We start from the raw sequence: 19,739 nt of genomic DNA on the forward strand, positions 1-19,739 counted from the left end.
AAGCCGATCATTTTGATCGGCTTTTTTGATCCTTGATTTCTCAACTTCGTAAAAATGGTCGAATAAAACCACGTAGTGAAGGAGAAGATGATGGAAGCGAGTCGAATCCGTAAAGGCATGGTTGTTGAGTGCCAACAAGGCGTCGGTACGATATTAGTGGTCGACCATGAAGCAGAGACGGTATTGTTGTCCAAACAAGGGACTGAACAGCAGCTCGCCGTTAGCTTTGATGAAATAGAAGATGATCCACAACTGCATGGCGGTAGTGACAGATATTACTAGCGCCTCCGGCGTCGTCATTAGGTATCAAACGTAAAAAAGGAAGAGCATGCTCTTCCTTTTTGCTATAAGTCTTGCGTTATGGGTAGCTATTGATTACTTCGTGCGTTGTACTGCGACATGAGCCAGAGTAACAAGCGCTTGTTTGTATTCAGACTCTGGCAACACTGATAGTTCTGCGATTGCTTTGTCTGCTTCTTCTAGAGCTTTTTGCGTTGTGTATTCCAGAGAGCCTGCTTCTTTCATGACCGCAAGAATTTCTTCTAAGCGATCCATGCCATTCGCTTTCTCAATCGCTTCACGAATCATGATGGCGTTTTCTGGTGTGGTATTACGCATAGCATGGAGTAGAGGTAAAGTTGGCTTGCCTTCGGCCAAGTCATCACCCACATTTTTACCCATGTCTTCGCCATCAGAAGTGTAATCCATGACGTCATCAATGAGCTGAAACGCAGTGCCTAGATACTTACCGTAATTTTGCATTGCGATTTCAACATGCTCAGGAGCATCATTTAAGATTGCACCGATTTGAGTTGCGGATTCAAATAAGCGCGCAGTCTTAGAGTAGATGACTTGCATGTAGCTTTCTTCTGTCGTGTCAGGGTCGTTACAGTTCATCAACTGCTGTACTTCACCTTCGGCGATCACGTTTACGGCATTGCTCATTAGTTTAAGGATCTTCATGGATCCTAGTTCTGTCATCATCTGAAATGAGCGTGTATAGATAAAGTCCCCAACTAATACGCTAGCCGCATTGCCAAATGCTGCATTCGCAGTGGCTTTACCACGGCGCATGTCTGATTCATCTACCACGTCATCATGCAGCAAAGTCGCTGTATGGATGAACTCAATAAACGCAGCTGCCATTGTATGACCATTGCCTTGGTAACCAAGTGCACGGGCTGACAGTATCGCTAAAAGCGGTCTTAGACGTTTGCCTCCACCACTCACGATATAAAAACCGAGCTGGTTGATTAAAGAGACATCAGAATTAAGTTGGGCTTGAATTGTTTCATTCACTTTTGCCATGTCATCGGCAGTAAGCGCTTGGATAGTTTTAAAATCCATCGTATATCCGGCTGAAGTTAGACCCTGCAAGGCTTATTCGATTTATATAATTGTCGAATAATACACTAAAAAACGTTGATTAATACATTACTAAAGGGCATGATTGCCGCACTTTTCTTTGGCGATTAGCTTTTCGCCAATTTTTTCAAAATATGGCTTGTCATAGGAGCATCTATTCTGTAGAATCTGCGCCCTATTGATGATTAGTTTAGCGCACACCCTCAAGAAAGGCTGTGCGGAAAAAGCGGAGTAAAATATGTACGCTGTTTTCCAATCTGGTGGTAAACAACACCGTGTAAGCGAAGGTCAAACTCTTCGTTTAGAGAAATTAGACGTTGAAACTGGTGCAACTGTAGAATTTGATAAAGTTCTTCTTGTTGCTAACGGCGAAGACATCAAAGTTGGTGCTCCTCTTGTAGAGGGCGGCAAAATTGTTGCTGAAGTTGTACAACACGGTCGTGGCGATAAAGTTAAAATCGTTAAGTTCCGTCGTCGTAAGCACTCTCGTAAGCAACAGGGTCACCGTCAGTGGTTCACTGAAGTGAAGATCACTGGTATCAACGCTTAATCTATTAGGAGAGTTTAACAATGGCACACAAAAAAGCTGGTGGTTCTACTCGTAACGGCCGCGATTCAGAAAGCAAACGTCTAGGTGTTAAGCGTTTCGGTGGTGAATCTGTACTTGCAGGTAACATCATCGTTCGTCAACGTGGTACTAAGTTCCACGCTGGTAACAACGTAGGTATCGGTAAAGACCACACTCTATTCGCTCTTACTGAAGGTAAAGTGAAGTTCGAAGTGAAAGGTCCTAAGAACCGTAAGTTTGTAAGCATCGAAGCTGAGTAATTAGGTTTTTAACCAAATTACTTAATAGCTTTAAGCTGAATTCAAAAGCCCTGCCGAATCGGCGGGGTTTTTTATTTGTGGCAGTCGACATATCGAAGTTTCTCGCTAAGATCCTAAGCGATTTGAATCTGGGAGCTTAGATCTGTCATCTGCTAAAATTGTCGGATGACATAGTAAGATTTAATCCACGCACGAAGTAGTCGGAGTAAAAGATGAAGTTCGTAGATGAAGCGGTAGTAAAAGTTCAGGCTGGTGATGGCGGTAGTGGCGTTGTCAGTTTCTGGCGTGAAAAATTCATCACTAAAGGTGGCCCTGATGGCGGTGATGGCGGTGACGGTGGTGATGTTTATATCCAAGCCGATGAAAACCTAAATACCCTGATTGATTACCGTTTCCAGCGCTTCTACGAAGCTGAGCGTGGTGAAAACGGTCGCGGTGGTAACTGTACAGGTAAGCGTGGTAAAGACATCGTTCTTCGTGTACCTGTGGGTACGCGCGCTGTGGATATCCACACAAATGAAATCGTGGCGGAAGTTGCTGAACACGGTAAGAAAGTGATGATCGCAAAAGGCGGTTGGCACGGTCTAGGTAACACGCGTTTCAAATCTTCAGTAAACCGCGCGCCTCGTCAGAGAACATTGGGTACAAAAGGTGAAGTACGCGAAATTCGCCTTGAGCTATTGCTTCTTGCTGATGTGGGTATGCTTGGTCTACCTAATGCCGGTAAATCAACCTTTATCCGCGCAGTATCAGCAGCAAAACCGAAAGTCGCTGATTACCCATTCACGACTTTGATCCCAAGCTTGGGTGTCGTAAGTGTCGTACCAGAGAAAAGTTTTGTTGTTGCAGACATCCCTGGTTTGATCGAGGGTGCAGCAGATGGCGCTGGCCTTGGTATTCGATTCTTGAAGCACTTAGAGCGTTGTCGAGTGTTGCTGCACATGATCGATATTATGCCAATTGATCAGTCCGATCCGGTGCAAAATGCATTGACGATCATTGATGAACTAGAACAATACAGCGAGAAACTGGCAAGTAAGCCGCGCTGGTTAGTGTTCAACAAAGTTGATCTAATGCCTGAAGAAGAAGCGAATGAGAAGATCCAAGAAATCTTAGACGCACTAGGTTGGGAAGACGAGTACTTTAAGATCTCGGCGATCAATCGTAACGGTACTAAAGAGCTTTGTTACAAACTGGCTGACTTTATGGATAACCTACCTCGCGAAGAGGAAGAAGTGGCTGAAGAAGATAAAGTTAACTTCATGTGGGATGATTACCATAAAGATGCGATGGCGGGTAAAGACGTTATCACTGAAGATGACGACGACGATTGGGATGACTGGGACGATGAAGAAGATGACGGTCACGTTGTCTACGTTCGTGACTAATCAGAACGGTCAAACAATGCCTGTTTGCCTATAATTCATTAAGCCGCAATTATTTATTGCGGCTTTTTTTGTATCTAAATCATATTTAGGTGATGTGATTTACGGCACAATAACCGATACGTCGTGTTTTTTGAGGGTTAGTTTGGCCCTCGCGCGTATGAATGAGTAACACCCTAAAAGGAATTAGACTTATTTATGACTCTAGAAACCATACCGCCTAGAGAGTTGGCGGTATCTACTCAACGATCGATTTCTCGTCTTGTCGCCCAAGCCGGACAAATGCTACTTGCTCATGGTGCTGAAAGTACTCTTGTGAGCGATATTATGCGTCGTATTGGCCTTGCTTGTGGGGTGAATGAAGTTGCGGTAGCACTATCAGCTAATGCATTGGTTGTGACGACGGTAATGGATGGGCATTGCATCACCACCACCCGAAGCTGCGCTGATCGTGGCATCAATATGCGCGTTATTACGCAAATTCAACGAATCTGTATCATGATGGAACGTGGTTTGCTCGATGCAACCATGGCGCAGAAAAAGCTGAACGCTATCAGTCCAGAGCGTTATAACCGCTGGTTGGTGGTGTTTATGATTGGCTTGTCTTGTGCGGCATTCAGTCATCTAGCTGGTGGTGATTGGGGAGTCTTCATCATGACCTTTTTAGCTTCAGCTGGTGGCATGATCGTTCGCCAAGAAATTGGTCATCGTCATTTCAACCCTCTATTGAACTTTGCTGCGACCGCTTTTGTGACTACCTTAATTTCAGCACAGGCGGAAATTTACCAAATCGGTAATCTACCTACCGTAGCAATGGCATCGTCAGTATTAATGCTTGTACCTGGTTTCCCACTCATTAACTCTGTCGCAGATATGTTGAAAGGCCACATTAATATGGGGATTGCTCGATTTGTGATGGCTAGTTTACTAACGTTGGCGACATGTTTGGGGATCGTTGCTGCGATGAGTGTAACTGGAATTTGGGGGTGGGCTATCTAATGAGTTTATTTGATTTGATGTTTGGCCTGTTGAATGACATGTTTTTTGCGGCGATTCCCGCCGTAGGATTTGCATTGGTTTTTAACGTGCCACAAAGAGCTTTAGTGTATTGCGCTGTTGGTGGTGCGATTGGTCATGGTAGCCGCTACTTGATGATGCAGTTTGGCATTCCTATTGAGTGGGCAACCTTTTTTGCCGCGACGTTAGTTGGGATGATTGGTGTGTACTGGTCTCACCGTTTTCTCGCGCATCCAAAAGTGTTTACTGTGGCTGCTTTGATCCCGATGGTGCCGGGTGTGTTTGCGTACAAAGCAATGATCGCTATGGTAGAGATCAATCATGTTGGCTACTCACCCGAGCTTGTCGCAACCTGTATGGAAAACTTTCTTAAGGCCATGTTTATTATTGCAGGTTTAGCTGTTGGTCTTGCGGTTCCAGGGTTACTTTTTTATCGAAGAAGACCAATTGTTTAGGCGATCGTTTGTTCTAAAGTGTTATTTAGGTATAATTTGCGCTCAAATTTCTTCAAGGTAAAGTATTTCTATGATTAGCATGATTGCGGCAATGGCACATAACGGTGCTATTGATAAAGAAAAGCCAATGATCATCGGTAACAATAACTCAATGCCTTGGCACCTTCCTGCAGACTTTGCTTGGTTCAAAGAACATACACTAGGTAAGCCTGTGGTCATGGGGCGTAAGACTTTTGAGTCAATTGGTAAAGCTCTACCAAATAGACTCAATATAGTCATTACCAGAGACCGATCTTATGCAGCAGAAGACGTAATAGTAGTGAGCTCTACTTTAGAGGCGCTAGAAGCTGCCAAAGGTCATAATGAGGTTATGATTATCGGCGGTGGTAGTATCTATGAAGCATTTCTTGATAAAGCTGATAAGTTGTATCTAACTTTTATTGATGCTGATGTTGAGGGAGATACTCAATTTCCTCAATGGGATGATGAATTCCAAGAAACGTACACTAGAGAATATCAAGCTGATGAGAAAAACGCTTATAACATGCGTTTTACGATTTTAGAAAAATAATCAAATTGAGCCGAATAAGAAAAGCACCGCAAATGCGGTGCTTTTTGTTTTCTAGTCCGGCAATCAGAGCCGTTAACTGAGTGCATCCTGAGTAAAAATTTTCTTATCTTCCCAACGGATCATGGTCAGGCTTCCGCCCCAAACGCAGCCAGTATCTAGCCCGATGACTTCGTTGTTCATATAGCCTTGTAGTGCAGCCCAGTGCCCAAAGAGCACCGCTTTATTTAAGTGAATACGTTTAGGCACATCAAACCATGGAATAAGTTCGTTACCGGAAACTTGTTGCGGTGGCAATTTACAATCCATATCCAAACGACCATCAGGGAAACAAAAGCGCATCCGCGTAAAAGCATTGATAATATAGCGGTATCGGTCCAAACCCTGTAGAGAGTCATCCCAGGAATCCGGTTGATTGCTGTACATGTTTTTTAATAGCCAAGGCAGCTCTTCACTTTGGATGATGCGCTCAACTTCACGGGCACACTTTCTCGCTGTTTTTAGATTCCACTGCGGTGATATGCCAGCGTGACACATCACGAACTCGTCATGCTCGGCCAATAGAGGTTGCTGAGCTAGCCATGTCAGTAATTCCTCTTTGTCAGGGGCCGTGAAAATAGGTGCGGTTCTATCTTTGTCTTTGACCTTTTTTATCCCGTGAGCCACTGCGAGAAGGTGAAGGTCGTGATTACCAAGCACCACGATTGCGCTTGCGCCAAGTGACTTCACAAAGCGTAACGTTTCTAGTGATTTAGGCCCTCTGGCGACCAAATCACCAGCAAGCCAAAGTTGGTCTTTTTTCGCAGAGAAAGATACTTTTTCTAGTAGTCGCTGCAATTCATCAAAACAGCCTTGGATGTCACCAACAATATAGGTAGCCACTGAATCTCCAATTTACTAATTTAAAACATTTGGAACAGCCAAGCGAAATGGTTCGATTTCGGTGATGAACTCTTGCCCTTTCTCATCCAGCATTTTGTAGTGTCCTTGCATAACGCCGACAGGGGTTTCTAACGCGGTTCCGCTACTGTACGTGTATTCATCATTGCTTGGAATAAAGGGCTGCTGGCCTACCACTCCGTCACCTTCAACCGTCATTTGCTTGCCATTCGAGTCTGTGATTAGCCAGCGGCGGCTCACTAACTGTACGGTTTGCTGGCTAAGGTTTTTGATGGTGATGATATAAGCGAAAACGTAGCGTTGTAGCTCTGGGTTGGACTGTTCTTCGATGTATTTGGTGTGAACTTGAATTTTGATGCAAGGTTGAATGACGTCCATGTGCACTCCTCAGAAACGTAATATCCCAATAATAATAAGCCAAACCTACAAGGGTTTGGCTCATTGTTTGAGTTCTTAGTGCTGCGGGTTATCCGCAAGCCAGTTCGCCATTGCGACGAATTGTTCTAGCGTCAGGTTCTCTGGACGCATGCTTGGATTAACACCTAGTTCTTCTAGTACTTCTGTGCTTAACAACGATTTGTAGCAGTTACGAACTGTTTTACGACGTTGGTTAAAGCCTTCACGACAAACGCGATCGAGCAAACGCAGATCTTTCGCCGGGCATGGCAGCTCTTCGTAAGGTACTAAACGAACAACGGCAGAATCCACTTTCGGTGGTGGAACGAATGCCGTTGGCGGTACTTCCAGTACCGGTACCACTTTACAGTAGTACTGAGCCATTACCGTTAAACGGCCGTAAGCTTTGCTGCCAGGGCCGGCGGCTAAGCGGTTTACCACTTCTTTTTGCAGCATAAAGTGCATGTCTTGAATGTCTTTATGGAACTCAAAAAGGTGGAACATCAATGGTGTAGAGATGTTGTATGGCAAGTTACCAAAAATGCGCAGCTTGTTGTTTGGCTTCACTAGTTGAGTGAAGTCAAAACGCATAGCGTCACCCTCATGGATGGTCAACTTATCTGCCAGTTCAGGGTGAGTACGTAGGCGTTCCGCCAGATCGCGGTCTAATTCGATAACTGTGAACTTATCCACTTCACGACCTACTGGCTCAGTGATTGCACCAAGACCAGGACCGATTTCAACCAGGTTTTGACCTGGTTTTGGGTTAATCGCTGATACGATTCCATCAATAATGTATGGATCGTTCAGGAAGTTTTGACCAAAACGTTTACGCGCTTTGTGTCCTAAATGGACATCATTTCTCATTGTTTCTTCTCTACCAAATCTATCGCATGCGTGAGCGCTGTTCGGAAACTCCCTGTATCCGCTTGACCTGTCCCTGCCAGATCTAATGCAGTACCGTGGTCCACCGATGTTCTAATAAAAGGTAGACCAAGAGTAATATTTACTGAACGACCAAAGCCTTTGTATTTTAATACTGGCAATACTTGATCATGGTACATGCCTAAAACAGCATCAGCATCATTTAAATATTTTTCATTGAAAATGGTATCAGCCGGAAGAGGGCCGATCAGGTTGATACCTTTTTCTTGTCGAATTTTTTCCAGTGTCGGAGTGATGGTCTCGATCTCTTCACGACCTAAGCAGCCATCTTCGCCAGCATGAGGGTTAAGCCCGCAAACGTAGATGTTTGGTTGTGCGATAGCAAACTTTTCTACAAGGTCTTTATGAAGAATATCGATGATTTTTTCTAATCGCTCTTCGGTGACAGCTTTGGACACATAAGCTAAAGGAATATGTGTTGTAACCAGCGCCACGCGTAGTCCTTCCGTTGCTAGCATCATTACGACTAGCGGCGTTTGTGACTTCTCGGCGAAAAATTCAGTATGACCACTGAATGCAACACCTGCGCGATTAATCACCCCCTTATGAACAGGGCCGGTGACAATAGCATCAAATTCATCATTCATACAGCCTAAAGCCGCTCTTTCTAGCGTTTTTAGTACATAGTGGCCATTCGCTTCATTGAGCTCGCCTGCGACCGCAGGTTCCGATATTTGGATATGGTCAACGATAAGCGTGCCCGCTTTTTGTGCTTTAGGTGCTTCTTCTGGATTGTAATCAGACAGTTGGACTTCGATGCCAAGCTGCTTGGCTCGCTCCGTCAGCATATTCTTATCGGCACAGACGACAATTTGGTGCGCCCAATCTTCTTTCGATAGGGCAAGCACTAAGTCTGGGCCGATACCCGCAGGTTCCCCTGCGGTTACGACAATTCTACGAATTGTATTAGTTGTCATTGTTGTCATCCACGATTTCAACAAACGCACTTGCGCGTAGCTCTTGCATCCATGCGCCCGCTTCTTCATTAAATTTACGGTTAAATAGAATACGGTAAGCTTTGTTCTTCATCGCTGAGTCAGTACGGTCAACTTGGCGACGATCCAACACTTCAACGATATGCCAGCCGTGAACGGTTTTGAACGGTTCGCTGATTGAGCCAACTGGCAGAGTTTCTACTTGGTGCTTGAATTCTGGCACGTAAAGATCTGGTGTTTGATAACCTAGTTCACCGTCTTGTGCTGCCGAGCCAGGATCTTGACTGTATTGTGTTGCCAATTGAGCGAACGTTGCTTCACCGGCTTTGATGCGGCGTACAAATTCATTCAGTTGCTTCTTCGCCCCTTCGTCGCTCAGAATCACTGTTGGTTTAATCAAAATATGACGCGCATTTACTTCCGTTACCGCAACCGTTTCTAGGCCTTTTACATCCTCTATTTTTAGGATGTGGAAACCAACGCCACTACGGAATGGACCAATAATGCTGCCTTTGTTTTGCATCTTGATCTGATCAGCAAAGATGGTTGGCATCTCTTCTTTACGCATCCAGCCCCAGTCACCACCTTGTAAAGCTTTAGGACCTTTAGAGTAGGTGTAGGCCATCTCCGTAAAGTCTGCACCTTCGTTTAGCTTTTTCGCGAGCGCTTTAGCTTCTGCTTCTACAGCAGATTTTTCTTTATCGTCAGAGAAGCGCAGTTGAATGTGTCCAATTTTGTATTGAACAGTCGCATTGGTTTCTTGTGATAGTTGCTCAGCAAGGCTATCGACCTCTGCTGGAAGGATATTAATACGGCGACGAACCAGTGCATTGCGAGCTTCTGATGCGGCGATTTCCTTACGAATTTGTTCGCGGAATTCTGGGTAACTTAAACCTTCACTTTCTACAGAAGCAGCGAGTTGTTCTACCGATTGCTCATTATTACGTGCGATCTCTGCAATCGCTTGGTTTAAACGGTTGTCGTCAATACGTACACCAATACGGTCAGCTTCTTGGCCTTGCAACGTGTCAATGATAAGTTTTTCAACAACTTGTTCTTTTAATACGCTGGTAGAAGGTAAGCTCTTTCCACTTTGACGAGCGTTGGCTTGCAGCGTTTTCATCGCTGTTTCGATGTCGCTTTGTAGAACTACACCGTCGTTCACGATGACCGCAACCTTATCGATCTCTACTGGTGCTGCAACCGCTCCGCAAGAGAGTAGGGTCGTGAATAAGATTGATTTCCAAATTTTCATTTAAAATTCCGTCAGTATTTTTGAATAGGCGTCTTATTCATTTAAGACGCCTATTTTGATTAATTGTTCAGATAGAATGGGCGGCCGTACTTAATCGCGTTGTCAGAACCATCCAGCTCTTTGACAGCAGTGTCTTCACGCTGGTTGGTCGCAAAGCCTTGAATACCGAAGTTAACGCTGAAGTTATTTTCGTATTCAGGTGATGCCCCGGTGCTGCCGATAGCTTGGTCTTCCCAACCAAGCAATTGGTTTGAGTAAGTGACGCCAATGTACCAACAGTCAGATTGGTAACGTAGGCTCGCTAACCATTCTAGGTCCGCATTTTCATTGAGGTCGTAGTAGTATTGACCACTCGCAGACCAGTTCGGGTTGAACTCGTAGGCCGCTACAATACCTGCTTGAGAAATACCTTTACGAGTAATTGTGTCTAGGTTTTCGAGAATGATCGTATCTTCGATGTATTCACGCGTAACGTAGCGATAGTTACCCTGAATAAAGCCGCCGTTGAATTGGTATTCCAAGGTACTGTTTGCCAACTGCATGGAGCTCAAATCAATATCGTATTGAATTCCACCGTGATAGAACAGGTAATCGTTGTAGTTGAAATCAGCTTCAATCGCCCATGATGAGTAATTGGTTGTCTCATCCGGAAGATTTGGGCTGTTGCTCAGTTTGGTCTTTTTATCGAAGTAGTAAATCTGACCAAATGAAACGTTAAGACGCTCTTTATAGTCATCATCAAAGAAGCGAGTACTCGCACCGTAGCTTAACTGGTTCGCCGAGGCGATTTTATCAATGCCACTGTACTTACGACTGCGGAATAGCCCGTAGTAGTCGGTTTGTAGCAAGGTGGTATCGTAGTTGTAGATGTTGGTTTGATCTTCTTCAGGTACGTACAAGTACTGCAGCTGAGGCTCCAGTGTTTGGGTGTAGCCCTTGATCCAGCTTGTATCTCGCTCTAAGTAAAGTTGCGCATGCGTACGGAACTCAGGAATAACACGAGAAACTTCATCATCCAACTGGTTTTGCAAGTTTACATCTGTCAAACCCGTTAAGTCTTGAGAGTAATACGTAGAGAGCACACGCGCTTCTGTTGTCCACGTTGCCCATGAGTTTGAGAGTGGTAATGTAAGCCCTGGTTCAATGTGAACACGGGTCGCATTTGGTCGCGCAGCATCGCTCGTATCGAAGCGGCTGACTTGGCTCTTCACGTCAAAGTTAAGGTAATCTCCCCACAACGGCGTGTAGTAGTTCAAGTCTAACTGAGGAAGCAGGCGATAAGGGCGGTTCTCTTCTTTCAATAAGATTTGGAAGTCACGAACGGTTAACGAGGCATCCCAGAAGTCAGAACGATATTGTACTTGTCCTTCTTGAACCAGTTGACCATCTTCACGGTTACCAATGTCGGAGTCGAGATCGAGGAAGTAATCAATATCACTCACTTTTGAGTAATCGACTTTGACTATCCACTGTTTATTGATGATACCGTCGTGTTTAACTTGGTAGCCCCAACGAGACTCGTCCTGATATTTGCGATCACTATTGAGGTATTCGCCTTTGATTTCCCCATTTCCCCAACCATCTGTTAGATAGCGGAAATCAGTATCGAGTTTTGTACCACGTTGCTGCATATAGAGCGTGGTGAGTGTCATGTCATATTGAGGCGCGATGTTCCAATAGAATGGCACCTCGACTTCCATACCATCACTAGAACCGTACGATAAAGAAGGGAAGAGGAAACCCGTTTTGCGCGTATCTCCAATTGGCATGGTTAGATACGGCACATAGAAAACAGGCACATCTAACACTTCAAATCGAGGATGATGCAGCGTCGCTGTCTCTTCATCTTGGTCAACATCGATGCCTGACGCAACCAATCGCCATGAATTATCGCCTTGAGGGCACGATGTGATAGAGCCGTCTTCGAGTTCATAAACCGACTGACCTGTGCGAGCGATATAGGCTGCAGTGCCTCGGCCTTGTTGGCAAAGGAACTGATAATCGGTGTTCTCAAGCGAAAACGTATCTTGATTAATGTCGTTAGTAACACGATCAGATCGAGCTTTGACTTGGCCGTCATTGAAAGTCACGTTGCCTTCGGCAACCACGACGTTGTCTTGTTGGTGCAGCGTTACGCTATCTGCGGTAATTTTCTTCTGGCCTTGGGTGACTTGTACATTACCTGAGTACTGAGCTTTGTCACCATTGATGGCTTGCAGGGTGTCAGCTTCTACCACTACTGGGGTATTAAGAGCGTCCTCCTCGCCACTTGTATCGACCAAACATTGATCTGTGGCGGGCATTTCCTGCACACTATCATGGATATTCGCTTCAGCTTGAGTGGTGGGTACAAACAAGGCGGTGCTGATAGAGGCCGCTAAAAATGTGCGGGAGAAATGTTGCATTGAATTGAACTTTCCTGTGTCACTACTACTCGATGGCTATAGGGCTTGTTGTACCCTAGCGTAATAGCCAAATGAATCAACTATAGTCGCATTTATCCCAGCGTATTGATTCACTGTGGCATAATGACGACAAAATAGCTGCAAAGATAAGCAGGCGAAATGGCCTAGCCGAAATAAAACTAATTCCATTATCATAAAGGAAATCGTTGCATCCGGCACTATAAGACCGCCGTCGTCGATAAAAATTCATTGATAGAGAACACATAATGCATATTTTTGGCAAAATTCTGGGTGCCTTTTTTGGCTTGTTACTTGGCGGGCCGCTAGGTTTACTCTTTGGCTTATTTATTGGCCATCAATTCGATAAAGCACGTCGCTTGAGTCAAGCCGGGTTCTCTACTGGCGGCTTTGGAAAAGGGCCAAGTCAAGCTCAGCGCCAAGAAGAGTTTTTTAAAGCGGCGTTTGCGGTAATGGGACATGTGGCAAAAGCGAAAGGCCAAGTCACCAAAGAGGAAATCCAACTGGCTTCAGCCATGATGGACCGCATGAATTTGCATGGCGAACAGCGTCGCGCAGCGCAAGACGCGTTTCGTGAAGGTAAAGACAGCGACTTTCCGTTAGAAGATGTTCTTGTTCGTGTGAAAATTTCGACAGCTGGTCGCTTTGACTTGTTGCAATTTTTCTTAGAGCTGCAAATCTCGGCGGCCTTTGCAGATGGCTCGATCCACCCGAGTGAACGAAATGTACTACACAAGATTGCACGTGGTTTGGGTTTCTCTTCTGAGCAATTAGAGCGTCGTTTGCAAATGCAAGAAGCCGCATTTCGTTTCCAAAGCCAGGGCGGTTTTCATGGTCAGCATCAAGGCCAATCTTCAGGTGGTAGCTGGCAACAAGCTTCACAAGCGGATCAGTTGGCCGACGCGTACAAAATTCTGGATGTGTCTTCAGATGCAGACAGTAAAACCGTTAAGCGTGCTTATCGTAAACTGATGAACGAGCATCACCCGGACAAATTGATGGCTAAAGGCTTACCACCAGAGATGATGAACGTCGCGAAAGAGAAATCTCAAGAGATTCAAAACGCTTACGATCTTATTAAGAAGGTTAAAGGCTTTAAGTAGTCGGACGTTTTCTATCAAACATTTGGATGTAAAAAAGGGCACTCAGTGCCCTTTTTTTTCATGTCTTAGTCTTTGAGTTGCCGGTGTCTTTAGCTTTTGGCCTATTATGTCCCTAATGCTAATTGACCTCACATCCCCCAGTTTAGTTGGCTTGATTCAAGTCCCAATCGTATTCGTATTTCACTTTGCCAGAGAAGTTTTTGTATTGCGGTGCGTACTTTGCGATGTGTTTGAAGATTTGTTTTTCTCCACCAAAGTCCGTTGCAAACCAATCATAAATAGAAGACAGCTGTGCCGTGTTACCTTGGATAGATACGCCTTTGCTGCTGTTGATAAATGTTTTGGCGGCACTATCCAGTAGAGCTTGCGTGTTGTCAGCAGTGAATGCTTGAGATTGCAGATTAGGGCATCCTAGGCTGGCACAGTTAACCGCGTAATGCGTTCTTGGGTCATTCCAAATTGGACGCAAAATTCGATGTTCAATATCGTTTAAAGTTAGATCCTTCCCATTGACCACGACCACATCGTCTCCCCAAGGACCAAAGCTAAATAAACCACCTAGCTTGGTGATTGATTCGACTGGATAGTTATCCAAAATAAGATCTACCGTGATGGCGTTGTAAAGGTTTACCCAATAGGCATATTGCTCTGCTTGGTTGTATTGTAGAGGGTCTAGTTTTGCCAAACGCTGGATGTATTGTTTCAGCTTAGTTTTATCGACAGAGGAGACTTGGCTATAACGAAACAAGGTATTCTCGCCTTGTTCAACTAAATAAGTATCGAGCAGTTGTTGCCATTCTTGATGAGAAATTTGGGTTTGGTTGGCTTGATTCGATTGTTTCCAATATGGCCATAAGTCGGATTTAGGCGCGGACAATGTCGAGAAAGAAACCAGAGCACACAACAGCAATAACAGACGCTTCATAGAGATACCTTTGAATGAGATATTGTTGATAGTGTAGACCAGTTTAGTGCTTGTTTTCTTTCAGTAATCAGTGGCCTTTATTCGCTGTCATTCCGAGGAGCATAAGCGATATCAGGAATCTAATACCCACAAACTCTTGAGTAAAGACAGTATGAATCTGTACAGTGCGCTCTGGTAGTCGATCCTGAATCACGCTCCTTCGTCGCTGTTCAGGATGACGAATTTCAACAGAGGCGTTCGGTATTCTGTAAGCAAAGCGATATGAGATCAGTCACCCAAAACAAATCAAGGGCCGACAATTGCCAGCCCTTGATTTGTGTATTTACTAACGCGTCTTAACGCAAGAAGCTTGGAATATTCGCTTCGTACTTAGCAATCTTATCTTCGTGTTGAAGGGTTAGGCCAATGTTGTCCAAACCGTTTAGCAAGCAATGACGACGGAACGAATCGATTTCAAAACCATATTCTTTGCCGTTGGCACGAACGACATTCGCTTCTAGGTCGACCTCGACTTCTGCACCTTCATTTGCCTCAACAAACTGGAAGATTTCATCCACTTCTTGTTCAGTCAAACGAACTGGCACCATTTGGTTGTTGATCGAGTTGCCGTAAAAAATATCGGCAAAGCTTGGTGCGATCATCGCTTTGATGCCGTAATCCGCTAGTGCCCACGGTGCGTGCTCACGAGATGAGCCACAGCCGAAGTTTTCACGAGCCAGCAAGATAGACGCGCCTTGGTAGCGAGGTGCGTTCATCACGAACTCTGGATTTGGCTGTTCGCCAGCATCGTCTAGGAAGCGCCAGTCATGGAATAGGTGCTTACCAAACCCTAGGCGGGAGACCTTTTGTAGGAACTGCTTTGGAATGATGGCATCAGTATCAACGTTCGCTGCATCTAGAGGAACAACTAAGCCTGTGTGTTGTTTAAAGCCTGACATTGGTTTGCTCCTTAGTCTAGTTCACGAATGTCTACAAAGTGACCAGCAATTGCTGCTGCCGCTGCCATCGCAGGGCTCACTAGGTGGGTACGGCCATCACGACCTTGGCGGCCTTCAAAGTTACGGTTTGAAGTAGACGCACAACGTTCATGTGGGCCCAAACGGTCATTGTTCATTGCTAGACACATCGAGCAACCTGGTAGGCGCCACTCAAAGCCCGCTTCTTTAAAGATAACGTCCAAGCCTTCCGCTTCTGCTTGCGCTTTTACTTGCTCAGAGCCAGGAACGATCAGCGCTTGAACGTGAGGCGCGACTTTGCGACCTTTCGCTACTTCAGCGGCTGCGCGCATGTCTTCGATACGTGAGTTAGTACAAGAACCAACGAAGACTTTATCGACGTTGTAATCAGACAATGACTTGCCTGCCTCTAGGCCCATGTAAGCCAATGCTTTTTCTGCCGATGCCTTTTCTACTGGGTCGGCAAAGCTTTCTGGTGCTGGGATAGGTTGATCTACCGCGATCACTTGGCCTGGGTTAGTACCCCAAGTGACTTGTGGTTTAATGTCTGCTGCGTTTAGCGTCACGACTGCATCAAACTGAGCATCATCGTCAGTTTTTAATGTCTTCCAGTATTCTACTGCTGCATCAAAGTCGGCACCTTGAGGTGAGAATTTACGGCCTTTGATGTATTCGAACGTGGTTTCATCTGGCGCAATCAAACCGGCTTTCGCACCTAGCTCTATCGCCATGTTACATACGGTCATGCGGCCTTCCATTGAAAGGTCAGTGATCGCTTCACCACAGAATTCAACCACGTAGCCTGTACCGCCAGCTGCTGTAGTTTCACCGATGATTGCTAGCACGATATCTTTCGCCGTAATACCCGGAGCCACTTTGCCTTTTACTTCGATCTTCATCGTTTTGGCGCGCGCTTGTTTTAGCGTTTGAGTTGCTAATACGTGCTCAACTTCTGATGTACCAATACCAAAAGCGAGAGAGCCGAATGCACCGTGTGTAGCCGTGTGCGAGTCACCACAAACAATGGTCATGCCCGGTAGGGTAATACCAAGCTCTGGGCCCATAACATGCACAATACCTTGGTATTTATGGTTGATGTCGTAAAGCGTAACGCCAAACTCTTCACAGTTTTTCGATAGCGTTTCCATCTGGATACGAGCCATCTCACCCGATGCGTTGATGTCTTTGGTGGTTGTCGAAACGTTGTGGTCCATGGTGGCAAAAGTTTTGCTGACCTGACGCACTTTACGACCTTTTTCACGCAAGCCGTCAAATGCTTGCGGAGACGTCACTTCGTGTACCAAGTGACGGTCGATGTACAAGATTGGGTTTTCCCCTTCTGCTGCGACGGCAACGTGTGCGTCGTAGACTTTTTCGTATAATGTTTTGCCCATTGTTTGCTTCCTTTCCTCATCGCCGTTGCCGCAATAACTGCGTTAGCGACACCCGTTTATCCAGTTATTTAGCTTATTTAGCGAACTAAACGCCTTAATATACATGGGCTTGCTGCCTTGCTATTGCACCAATGACTTAGAGGAAAGCCATTGGTTGACCGAGGATTTAGTATTTATTATGAATCTGTTTTGTATTAAGAGTTTAAGACGTACTCAGCGATCTTATCGCCCATCTCAGACGTCGAAAGTGCTGGGTTGTCACCAGCAAGGTCACCCGTTAGTTCCCCCGCTGATAGCGCTTTTGAAACTGCCGTTTCGATGTCTTGTGCCGCCGTTTCCTCACCTAGGCTATAACGTAGCATCAGTGCCGCAGACAGGATTTGTGCCACAGGGTTAGCGATGTTCTTACCTGCGATATCTGGTGCACTGCCACCTGCTGGCTCGTACAGACCGAATTTGCTTTCGTTTAGACTTGCTGATGGCAACATACCCATAGAGCCTGTGATCATCGCACATTCATCAGAAATGATGTCGCCGAAGATGTTTGAACACAGCATTACGTCGAACTGAGCAGGGTCTTTGATAAGCTGCATAGTCGCGTTATCAATGTACATGTGTGACAACTCGACATCTGGGTAGTCTTTTGCGATTTCTTCGACTACTTCACGCCATAAGATAGAGCTTTGTAGAACGTTCGCTTTGTCGATAGAGCACACTTTCTTGCGACGTAGACGAGCAGAGTCAAAAGCGATTTTTGCAATACGTTCGATCTCAAAGCGGTGGTACACCTCAGTATCAAATGCTTTTTCTGTTGCGCCTTCACCTTCACGACCTTTCGGTTGGCCGAAGTAGATACCACCCGTCAGTTCACGGACTACCACGATGTCAAAGCCGCGACCCGAGATGTCTGCACGTAGCGGTGAGAAAGCTTCAAGACCTGAGTGAATTTGCGCTGGACGTAAGTTACAGAACAGTTGGAAGTGTTTGCGTAGTGGAAGTAGGGCACCACGTTCAGGTTGGTCGTTTGGTGGTAAGTGCTCCCACTTAGGGCCGCCAACCGAGCCGAATAGGACTGCATCAGACTCTTCACATGCTTTTATTGTGCTCTCTGGAAGTGGGCAACCGTGGTTGTCGATCGCGATACCACCGACATCATGCTCGTCACGCTCAAACGCAATACCATGTTTCTTTTCGATTGCATCCAATACTTTATGTGCCTGCGCCATTACTTCCGGGCCAATGCCGTCACCGGGTAGGACGGCAATTTTGTACGATTTGTCTGTCATGTTAATCCTTTAAGTTTTCTAATTTTGAGCTTAATTATTTCAACGAGCGTGTTCTTTCCTGAGCCGTGTAGCCCGGTTGTTATTACACAGTCGCAATCTTTTTCTGCTTCATTTCTTCGATTTTATCTGCACGATGAATGCTGTTAATAACGTGCAATAATGCTTGGCCGGAAGCCTCAACGATGTCGGTGGAAACACCCGTACCGTGGTATTTGCGACCTTTGTAGTTGGCAATGATGTCTGCTTGACCCAAACCATCTTCACCTTCACCTTTCGCGGTTAGGTCGAATTTATCCAGAACGATGTCGTAGCCTGTCACGCGGTAGATACATTGGTATAGCGCATCAACTGGGCCATTACCGACCGCTGCTTCACACATTTCTTCATCACCGCATTGCATTTTGATGCTGGTGGTAGCCATTACGCTGCCAGACTGCACGCTTAGGTAGCTCAATTTGTAGAAGTCATCTTCTTCACGCAAGTTCGAGAAGTGCATTAGGGCTTCTAGGTCGTAATCGAACACTTGGCCTTTGCGATCAGCAAGTTTCAAGAAATCCGCATACAGCGCGTCTAGGTTGTACTCGTCTTCGTTGTAACCCATGGTATCCATATGGCTCTTCACGGCAGCGCGACCGCTGCGGCTGGTTAGGTTCAGAGCTTGGTTTTTTAGGCCAATAGACTCAGGGGTCATGATTTCGTAGGTATTCTTATTCTTCAACATGCCATCTTGGTGGATGCCTGAAGAGTGGCTAAACGCATTTGCACCCACAATTGCTTTGTTGCTTTGAATAGGCATATTGCATAGCTGGCTAACCAACTTACTGGTGCGGTGAATTTCATCATGCTTAATGCCAGTGTGAACGCCCAAAAACTCTTGACGAGTCTTGATGATCATTGCGATCTCTTCAAGTGAACAGTTACCCGCTCGCTCTCCAATGCCATTGATCGTGCCTTCTATCTGACGTGCGCCAGCTTGAACGGCGGCAATAGAGTTGGCAACTGACATCCCCAAATCGTCGTGACAGTGAACGGAGATGATCGCTTTATCAATGTTCGGAACGCGGTTAAATAGGGTTTCAATAATCCCACCAAACTCACTTGGTACGGTGTAGCCAACGGTATCTGGAATGTTGATTGTACTCGCACCTGCATTGATGGCGGCTTCTACCATGCGACATAGGTTGTCGATTGGAGTACGACCAGCATCTTCACAAGAAAACTCGACATCATCAGTGTAGTTACGTGCATGTTTAACGGCGTTGACTGCCATTTCTAGTACATCGTCGTAGCTGCGGCGTAGTTTGTCTTCTACGTGAATGGTGGAAGTGGCTAAAAACGTGTGAATACGGAATTGGTCAGCCACTTTTAATGCTTCAGCGGCAGCATCAATGTCTTTCGCAACGGCACGCGAAAGGGCACAAACTCGACTGTTTTTTATGTTTTTTGCGATGGTTTGTACTGACTCGAAATCACCTGGTGAAGAGATTGGGAAGCCAGCTTCGATAACATCAACGCCGAGTCTTTCCAGCGCATAGGCAATCTGCAGTTTTTCTTTAACCGTCAAGCTTGCTGACAACGCTTGCTCGCCATCACGCAATGTGGT

General features: G+C 45.6%; 20 protein-coding genes. 8 read left to right on the forward strand and 12 right to left on the reverse strand.

Going from position 1 to position 19,739, the window contains the following annotated elements:
* The first annotated feature begins 90 nt into the window (after window positions 1-90).
* The gene (locus R7041_RS09700) at window positions 91-282 is read left to right on the forward strand and encodes a hypothetical protein (RefSeq protein ID WP_005379661.1); all 192 of its coding nucleotides are present in this window, start codon (window positions 91-93) and stop codon (window positions 280-282) included.
* Window positions 283-375: 93 nt separating this feature from the next.
* On the opposite strand, the gene ispB is transcribed toward R7041_RS09700, so the two are convergent.
* Entirely contained in the window at window positions 376-1,347 is a 972-nt protein-coding gene (gene ispB / locus R7041_RS09705) for an octaprenyl diphosphate synthase (protein WP_005383097.1), read from the reverse strand.
* Between the two features lie 256 nt (window positions 1,348-1,603).
* Between ispB and rplU the strand changes: the two genes are divergently transcribed.
* The 6 genes from rplU (at window position 1,604) to folA (ending at window position 5,621) form a co-directional block, all read left to right on the forward strand.
* Window positions 1,604-1,915 carry a 50S ribosomal protein L21 gene (gene rplU, locus R7041_RS09710; protein WP_005383096.1) on the forward strand — a complete coding sequence of 104 codons (312 nt, stop codon included), beginning with the start codon at window positions 1,604-1,606 and terminating at the stop codon, window positions 1,913-1,915.
* Between the two features lie 20 nt (window positions 1,916-1,935).
* Window positions 1,936-2,193, forward strand: a complete 258-nt coding sequence (gene rpmA, locus R7041_RS09715) for a 50S ribosomal protein L27 (protein ID WP_005383095.1) — start codon at window positions 1,936-1,938, stop codon at window positions 2,191-2,193.
* 212 nt (window positions 2,194-2,405) lie between these two features.
* Complete coding sequence (gene cgtA, locus R7041_RS09720) at window positions 2,406-3,581, forward strand: Obg family GTPase CgtA (protein WP_005383091.1); 1,176 nt, start codon at window positions 2,406-2,408, stop codon at window positions 3,579-3,581.
* A 195-nt stretch (window positions 3,582-3,776) separates the two neighbouring features.
* Window positions 3,777-4,577 (forward strand): threonine/serine exporter family protein, encoded by an 801-nt coding sequence (locus R7041_RS09725; RefSeq protein ID WP_005383089.1) that lies wholly within the window; start codon window positions 3,777-3,779, stop codon window positions 4,575-4,577.
* Complete coding sequence (locus R7041_RS09730) at window positions 4,577-5,050, forward strand: threonine/serine exporter family protein (RefSeq protein ID WP_005379665.1); 474 nt, start codon at window positions 4,577-4,579, stop codon at window positions 5,048-5,050. Before R7041_RS09725 ends, R7041_RS09730 begins: the two co-directional genes overlap by 1 nt.
* A 70-nt stretch (window positions 5,051-5,120) precedes the next feature.
* Entirely contained in the window at window positions 5,121-5,621 is a 501-nt protein-coding gene (gene folA, locus R7041_RS09735) for a type 3 dihydrofolate reductase (protein WP_017633464.1), read from the forward strand.
* Between the two features lie 72 nt (window positions 5,622-5,693).
* Here folA and apaH read toward each other — a convergent pair whose 3' ends face one another.
* From apaH to lptD, 6 genes are all read right to left on the reverse strand, one after another.
* Window positions 5,694-6,500, reverse strand: coding sequence for a bis(5'-nucleosyl)-tetraphosphatase (symmetrical) ApaH (gene apaH / locus R7041_RS09740; RefSeq protein ID WP_017820271.1), 807 nt, complete (start codon window positions 6,498-6,500; stop codon window positions 5,694-5,696).
* A 15-nt stretch (window positions 6,501-6,515) separates the two neighbouring features.
* Window positions 6,516-6,896 (reverse strand): Co2+/Mg2+ efflux protein ApaG, encoded by a 381-nt coding sequence (apaG, locus tag R7041_RS09745; RefSeq protein ID WP_005379668.1) that lies wholly within the window; start codon window positions 6,894-6,896, stop codon window positions 6,516-6,518.
* Between the two features lie 75 nt (window positions 6,897-6,971).
* Complete coding sequence (gene rsmA / locus R7041_RS09750; RefSeq protein WP_005379669.1) at window positions 6,972-7,781, reverse strand: 16S rRNA (adenine(1518)-N(6)/adenine(1519)-N(6))-dimethyltransferase RsmA; 810 nt, start codon at window positions 7,779-7,781, stop codon at window positions 6,972-6,974.
* Window positions 7,778-8,776 (reverse strand): 4-hydroxythreonine-4-phosphate dehydrogenase PdxA, encoded by a 999-nt coding sequence (gene pdxA / locus R7041_RS09755; protein ID WP_005383085.1) that lies wholly within the window; start codon window positions 8,774-8,776, stop codon window positions 7,778-7,780. The genes rsmA and pdxA overlap by 4 nt, the downstream gene beginning before the upstream one ends.
* A complete protein-coding gene (surA, locus tag R7041_RS09760) occupies window positions 8,766-10,049 on the reverse strand; it encodes a peptidylprolyl isomerase SurA (protein WP_005379672.1) in 1,284 nt (427 codons plus the stop codon). Before surA ends, pdxA begins: the two co-directional genes overlap by 11 nt.
* 59 nt (window positions 10,050-10,108) lie before the next feature.
* Entirely contained in the window at window positions 10,109-12,454 is a 2,346-nt protein-coding gene (gene lptD, locus R7041_RS09765; protein WP_005379673.1) for an LPS assembly protein LptD, read from the reverse strand.
* 266 nt (window positions 12,455-12,720) lie between these two features.
* Between lptD and djlA the strand changes: the two genes are divergently transcribed.
* The gene (gene djlA / locus R7041_RS09770; protein WP_005383076.1) at window positions 12,721-13,575 is read left to right on the forward strand and encodes a co-chaperone DjlA; all 855 of its coding nucleotides are present in this window, start codon (window positions 12,721-12,723) and stop codon (window positions 13,573-13,575) included.
* 142 nt (window positions 13,576-13,717) lie between these two features.
* Here djlA and R7041_RS09775 read toward each other — a convergent pair whose 3' ends face one another.
* The 5 genes from R7041_RS09775 to leuA all read right to left on the reverse strand — a co-directional run.
* The gene (locus R7041_RS09775; RefSeq protein ID WP_005383074.1) at window positions 13,718-14,500 is read right to left on the reverse strand and encodes a DUF547 domain-containing protein; all 783 of its coding nucleotides are present in this window, start codon (window positions 14,498-14,500) and stop codon (window positions 13,718-13,720) included.
* Window positions 14,501-14,835: 335 nt separating this feature from the next.
* Window positions 14,836-15,438 carry a 3-isopropylmalate dehydratase small subunit gene (gene leuD / locus R7041_RS09780; RefSeq protein WP_064368963.1) on the reverse strand — a complete coding sequence of 201 codons (603 nt, stop codon included), beginning with the start codon at window positions 15,436-15,438 and terminating at the stop codon, window positions 14,836-14,838.
* Window positions 15,439-15,449: 11 nt separating this feature from the next.
* Window positions 15,450-16,850 (reverse strand): 3-isopropylmalate dehydratase large subunit, encoded by a 1,401-nt coding sequence (gene leuC, locus R7041_RS09785; RefSeq protein WP_005379681.1) that lies wholly within the window; start codon window positions 16,848-16,850, stop codon window positions 15,450-15,452.
* Window positions 16,851-17,044: 194 nt separating this feature from the next.
* Window positions 17,045-18,136, reverse strand: a complete 1,092-nt coding sequence (gene leuB / locus R7041_RS09790; RefSeq protein ID WP_017820268.1) for a 3-isopropylmalate dehydrogenase — start codon at window positions 18,134-18,136, stop codon at window positions 17,045-17,047.
* An 82-nt stretch (window positions 18,137-18,218) separates the two neighbouring features.
* The coding region (leuA, locus tag R7041_RS09795) for a 2-isopropylmalate synthase (RefSeq protein WP_318128618.1) at window positions 18,219-19,739 on the reverse strand (1,521 nt) is incomplete at its 5' end.

The organism is Vibrio sp. 1751 (genome assembly GCF_033339895.1).
GTDB lineage: Bacteria > Pseudomonadota > Gammaproteobacteria > Enterobacterales > Vibrionaceae > Vibrio > Vibrio alginolyticus.

What these genes read in the sequence shown, in the direction of transcription:
- apaG (WP_005379668.1), bottom strand. Translation starts at nt 6,896, where the DNA reads ATGGACGTCATTCAACCTTGCATCAAAATTCAAGTTCACACCAAATAC.
- folA (WP_017633464.1), top strand. Translation starts at nt 5,121, where the DNA reads ATGATTAGCATGATTGCGGCAATGGCACATAACGGTGCTATTGATAAA.
- lptD (WP_005379673.1), bottom strand. Translation starts at nt 12,454, where the DNA reads ATGCAACATTTCTCCCGCACATTTTTAGCGGCCTCTATCAGCACCGCC.
- pdxA (WP_005383085.1), bottom strand. Translation starts at nt 8,776, where the DNA reads ATGACAACTAATACAATTCGTAGAATTGTCGTAACCGCAGGGGAACCT.
- R7041_RS09700 (WP_005379661.1), top strand. Translation starts at nt 91, where the DNA reads ATGGAAGCGAGTCGAATCCGTAAAGGCATGGTTGTTGAGTGCCAACAA.
- R7041_RS09725 (WP_005383089.1), top strand. Translation starts at nt 3,777, where the DNA reads ATGACTCTAGAAACCATACCGCCTAGAGAGTTGGCGGTATCTACTCAA.
- leuB (WP_017820268.1), bottom strand. Translation starts at nt 18,136, where the DNA reads ATGACAGACAAATCGTACAAAATTGCCGTCCTACCCGGTGACGGCATT.
- surA (WP_005379672.1), bottom strand. Translation starts at nt 10,049, where the DNA reads ATGAAAATTTGGAAATCAATCTTATTCACGACCCTACTCTCTTGCGGA.
- leuD (WP_064368963.1), bottom strand. Translation starts at nt 15,438, where the DNA reads ATGTCAGGCTTTAAACAACACACAGGCTTAGTTGTTCCTCTAGATGCA.
- cgtA (WP_005383091.1), top strand. Translation starts at nt 2,406, where the DNA reads ATGAAGTTCGTAGATGAAGCGGTAGTAAAAGTTCAGGCTGGTGATGGC.
- ispB (WP_005383097.1), bottom strand. Translation starts at nt 1,347, where the DNA reads ATGGATTTTAAAACTATCCAAGCGCTTACTGCCGATGACATGGCAAAA.
- R7041_RS09730 (WP_005379665.1), top strand. Translation starts at nt 4,577, where the DNA reads ATGAGTTTATTTGATTTGATGTTTGGCCTGTTGAATGACATGTTTTTT.
- rplU (WP_005383096.1), top strand. Translation starts at nt 1,604, where the DNA reads ATGTACGCTGTTTTCCAATCTGGTGGTAAACAACACCGTGTAAGCGAA.
- R7041_RS09775 (WP_005383074.1), bottom strand. Translation starts at nt 14,500, where the DNA reads ATGAAGCGTCTGTTATTGCTGTTGTGTGCTCTGGTTTCTTTCTCGACA.
- djlA (WP_005383076.1), top strand. Translation starts at nt 12,721, where the DNA reads ATGCATATTTTTGGCAAAATTCTGGGTGCCTTTTTTGGCTTGTTACTT.
- rpmA (WP_005383095.1), top strand. Translation starts at nt 1,936, where the DNA reads ATGGCACACAAAAAAGCTGGTGGTTCTACTCGTAACGGCCGCGATTCA.
- rsmA (WP_005379669.1), bottom strand. Translation starts at nt 7,781, where the DNA reads ATGAGAAATGATGTCCATTTAGGACACAAAGCGCGTAAACGTTTTGGT.
- leuC (WP_005379681.1), bottom strand. Translation starts at nt 16,850, where the DNA reads ATGGGCAAAACATTATACGAAAAAGTCTACGACGCACACGTTGCCGTC.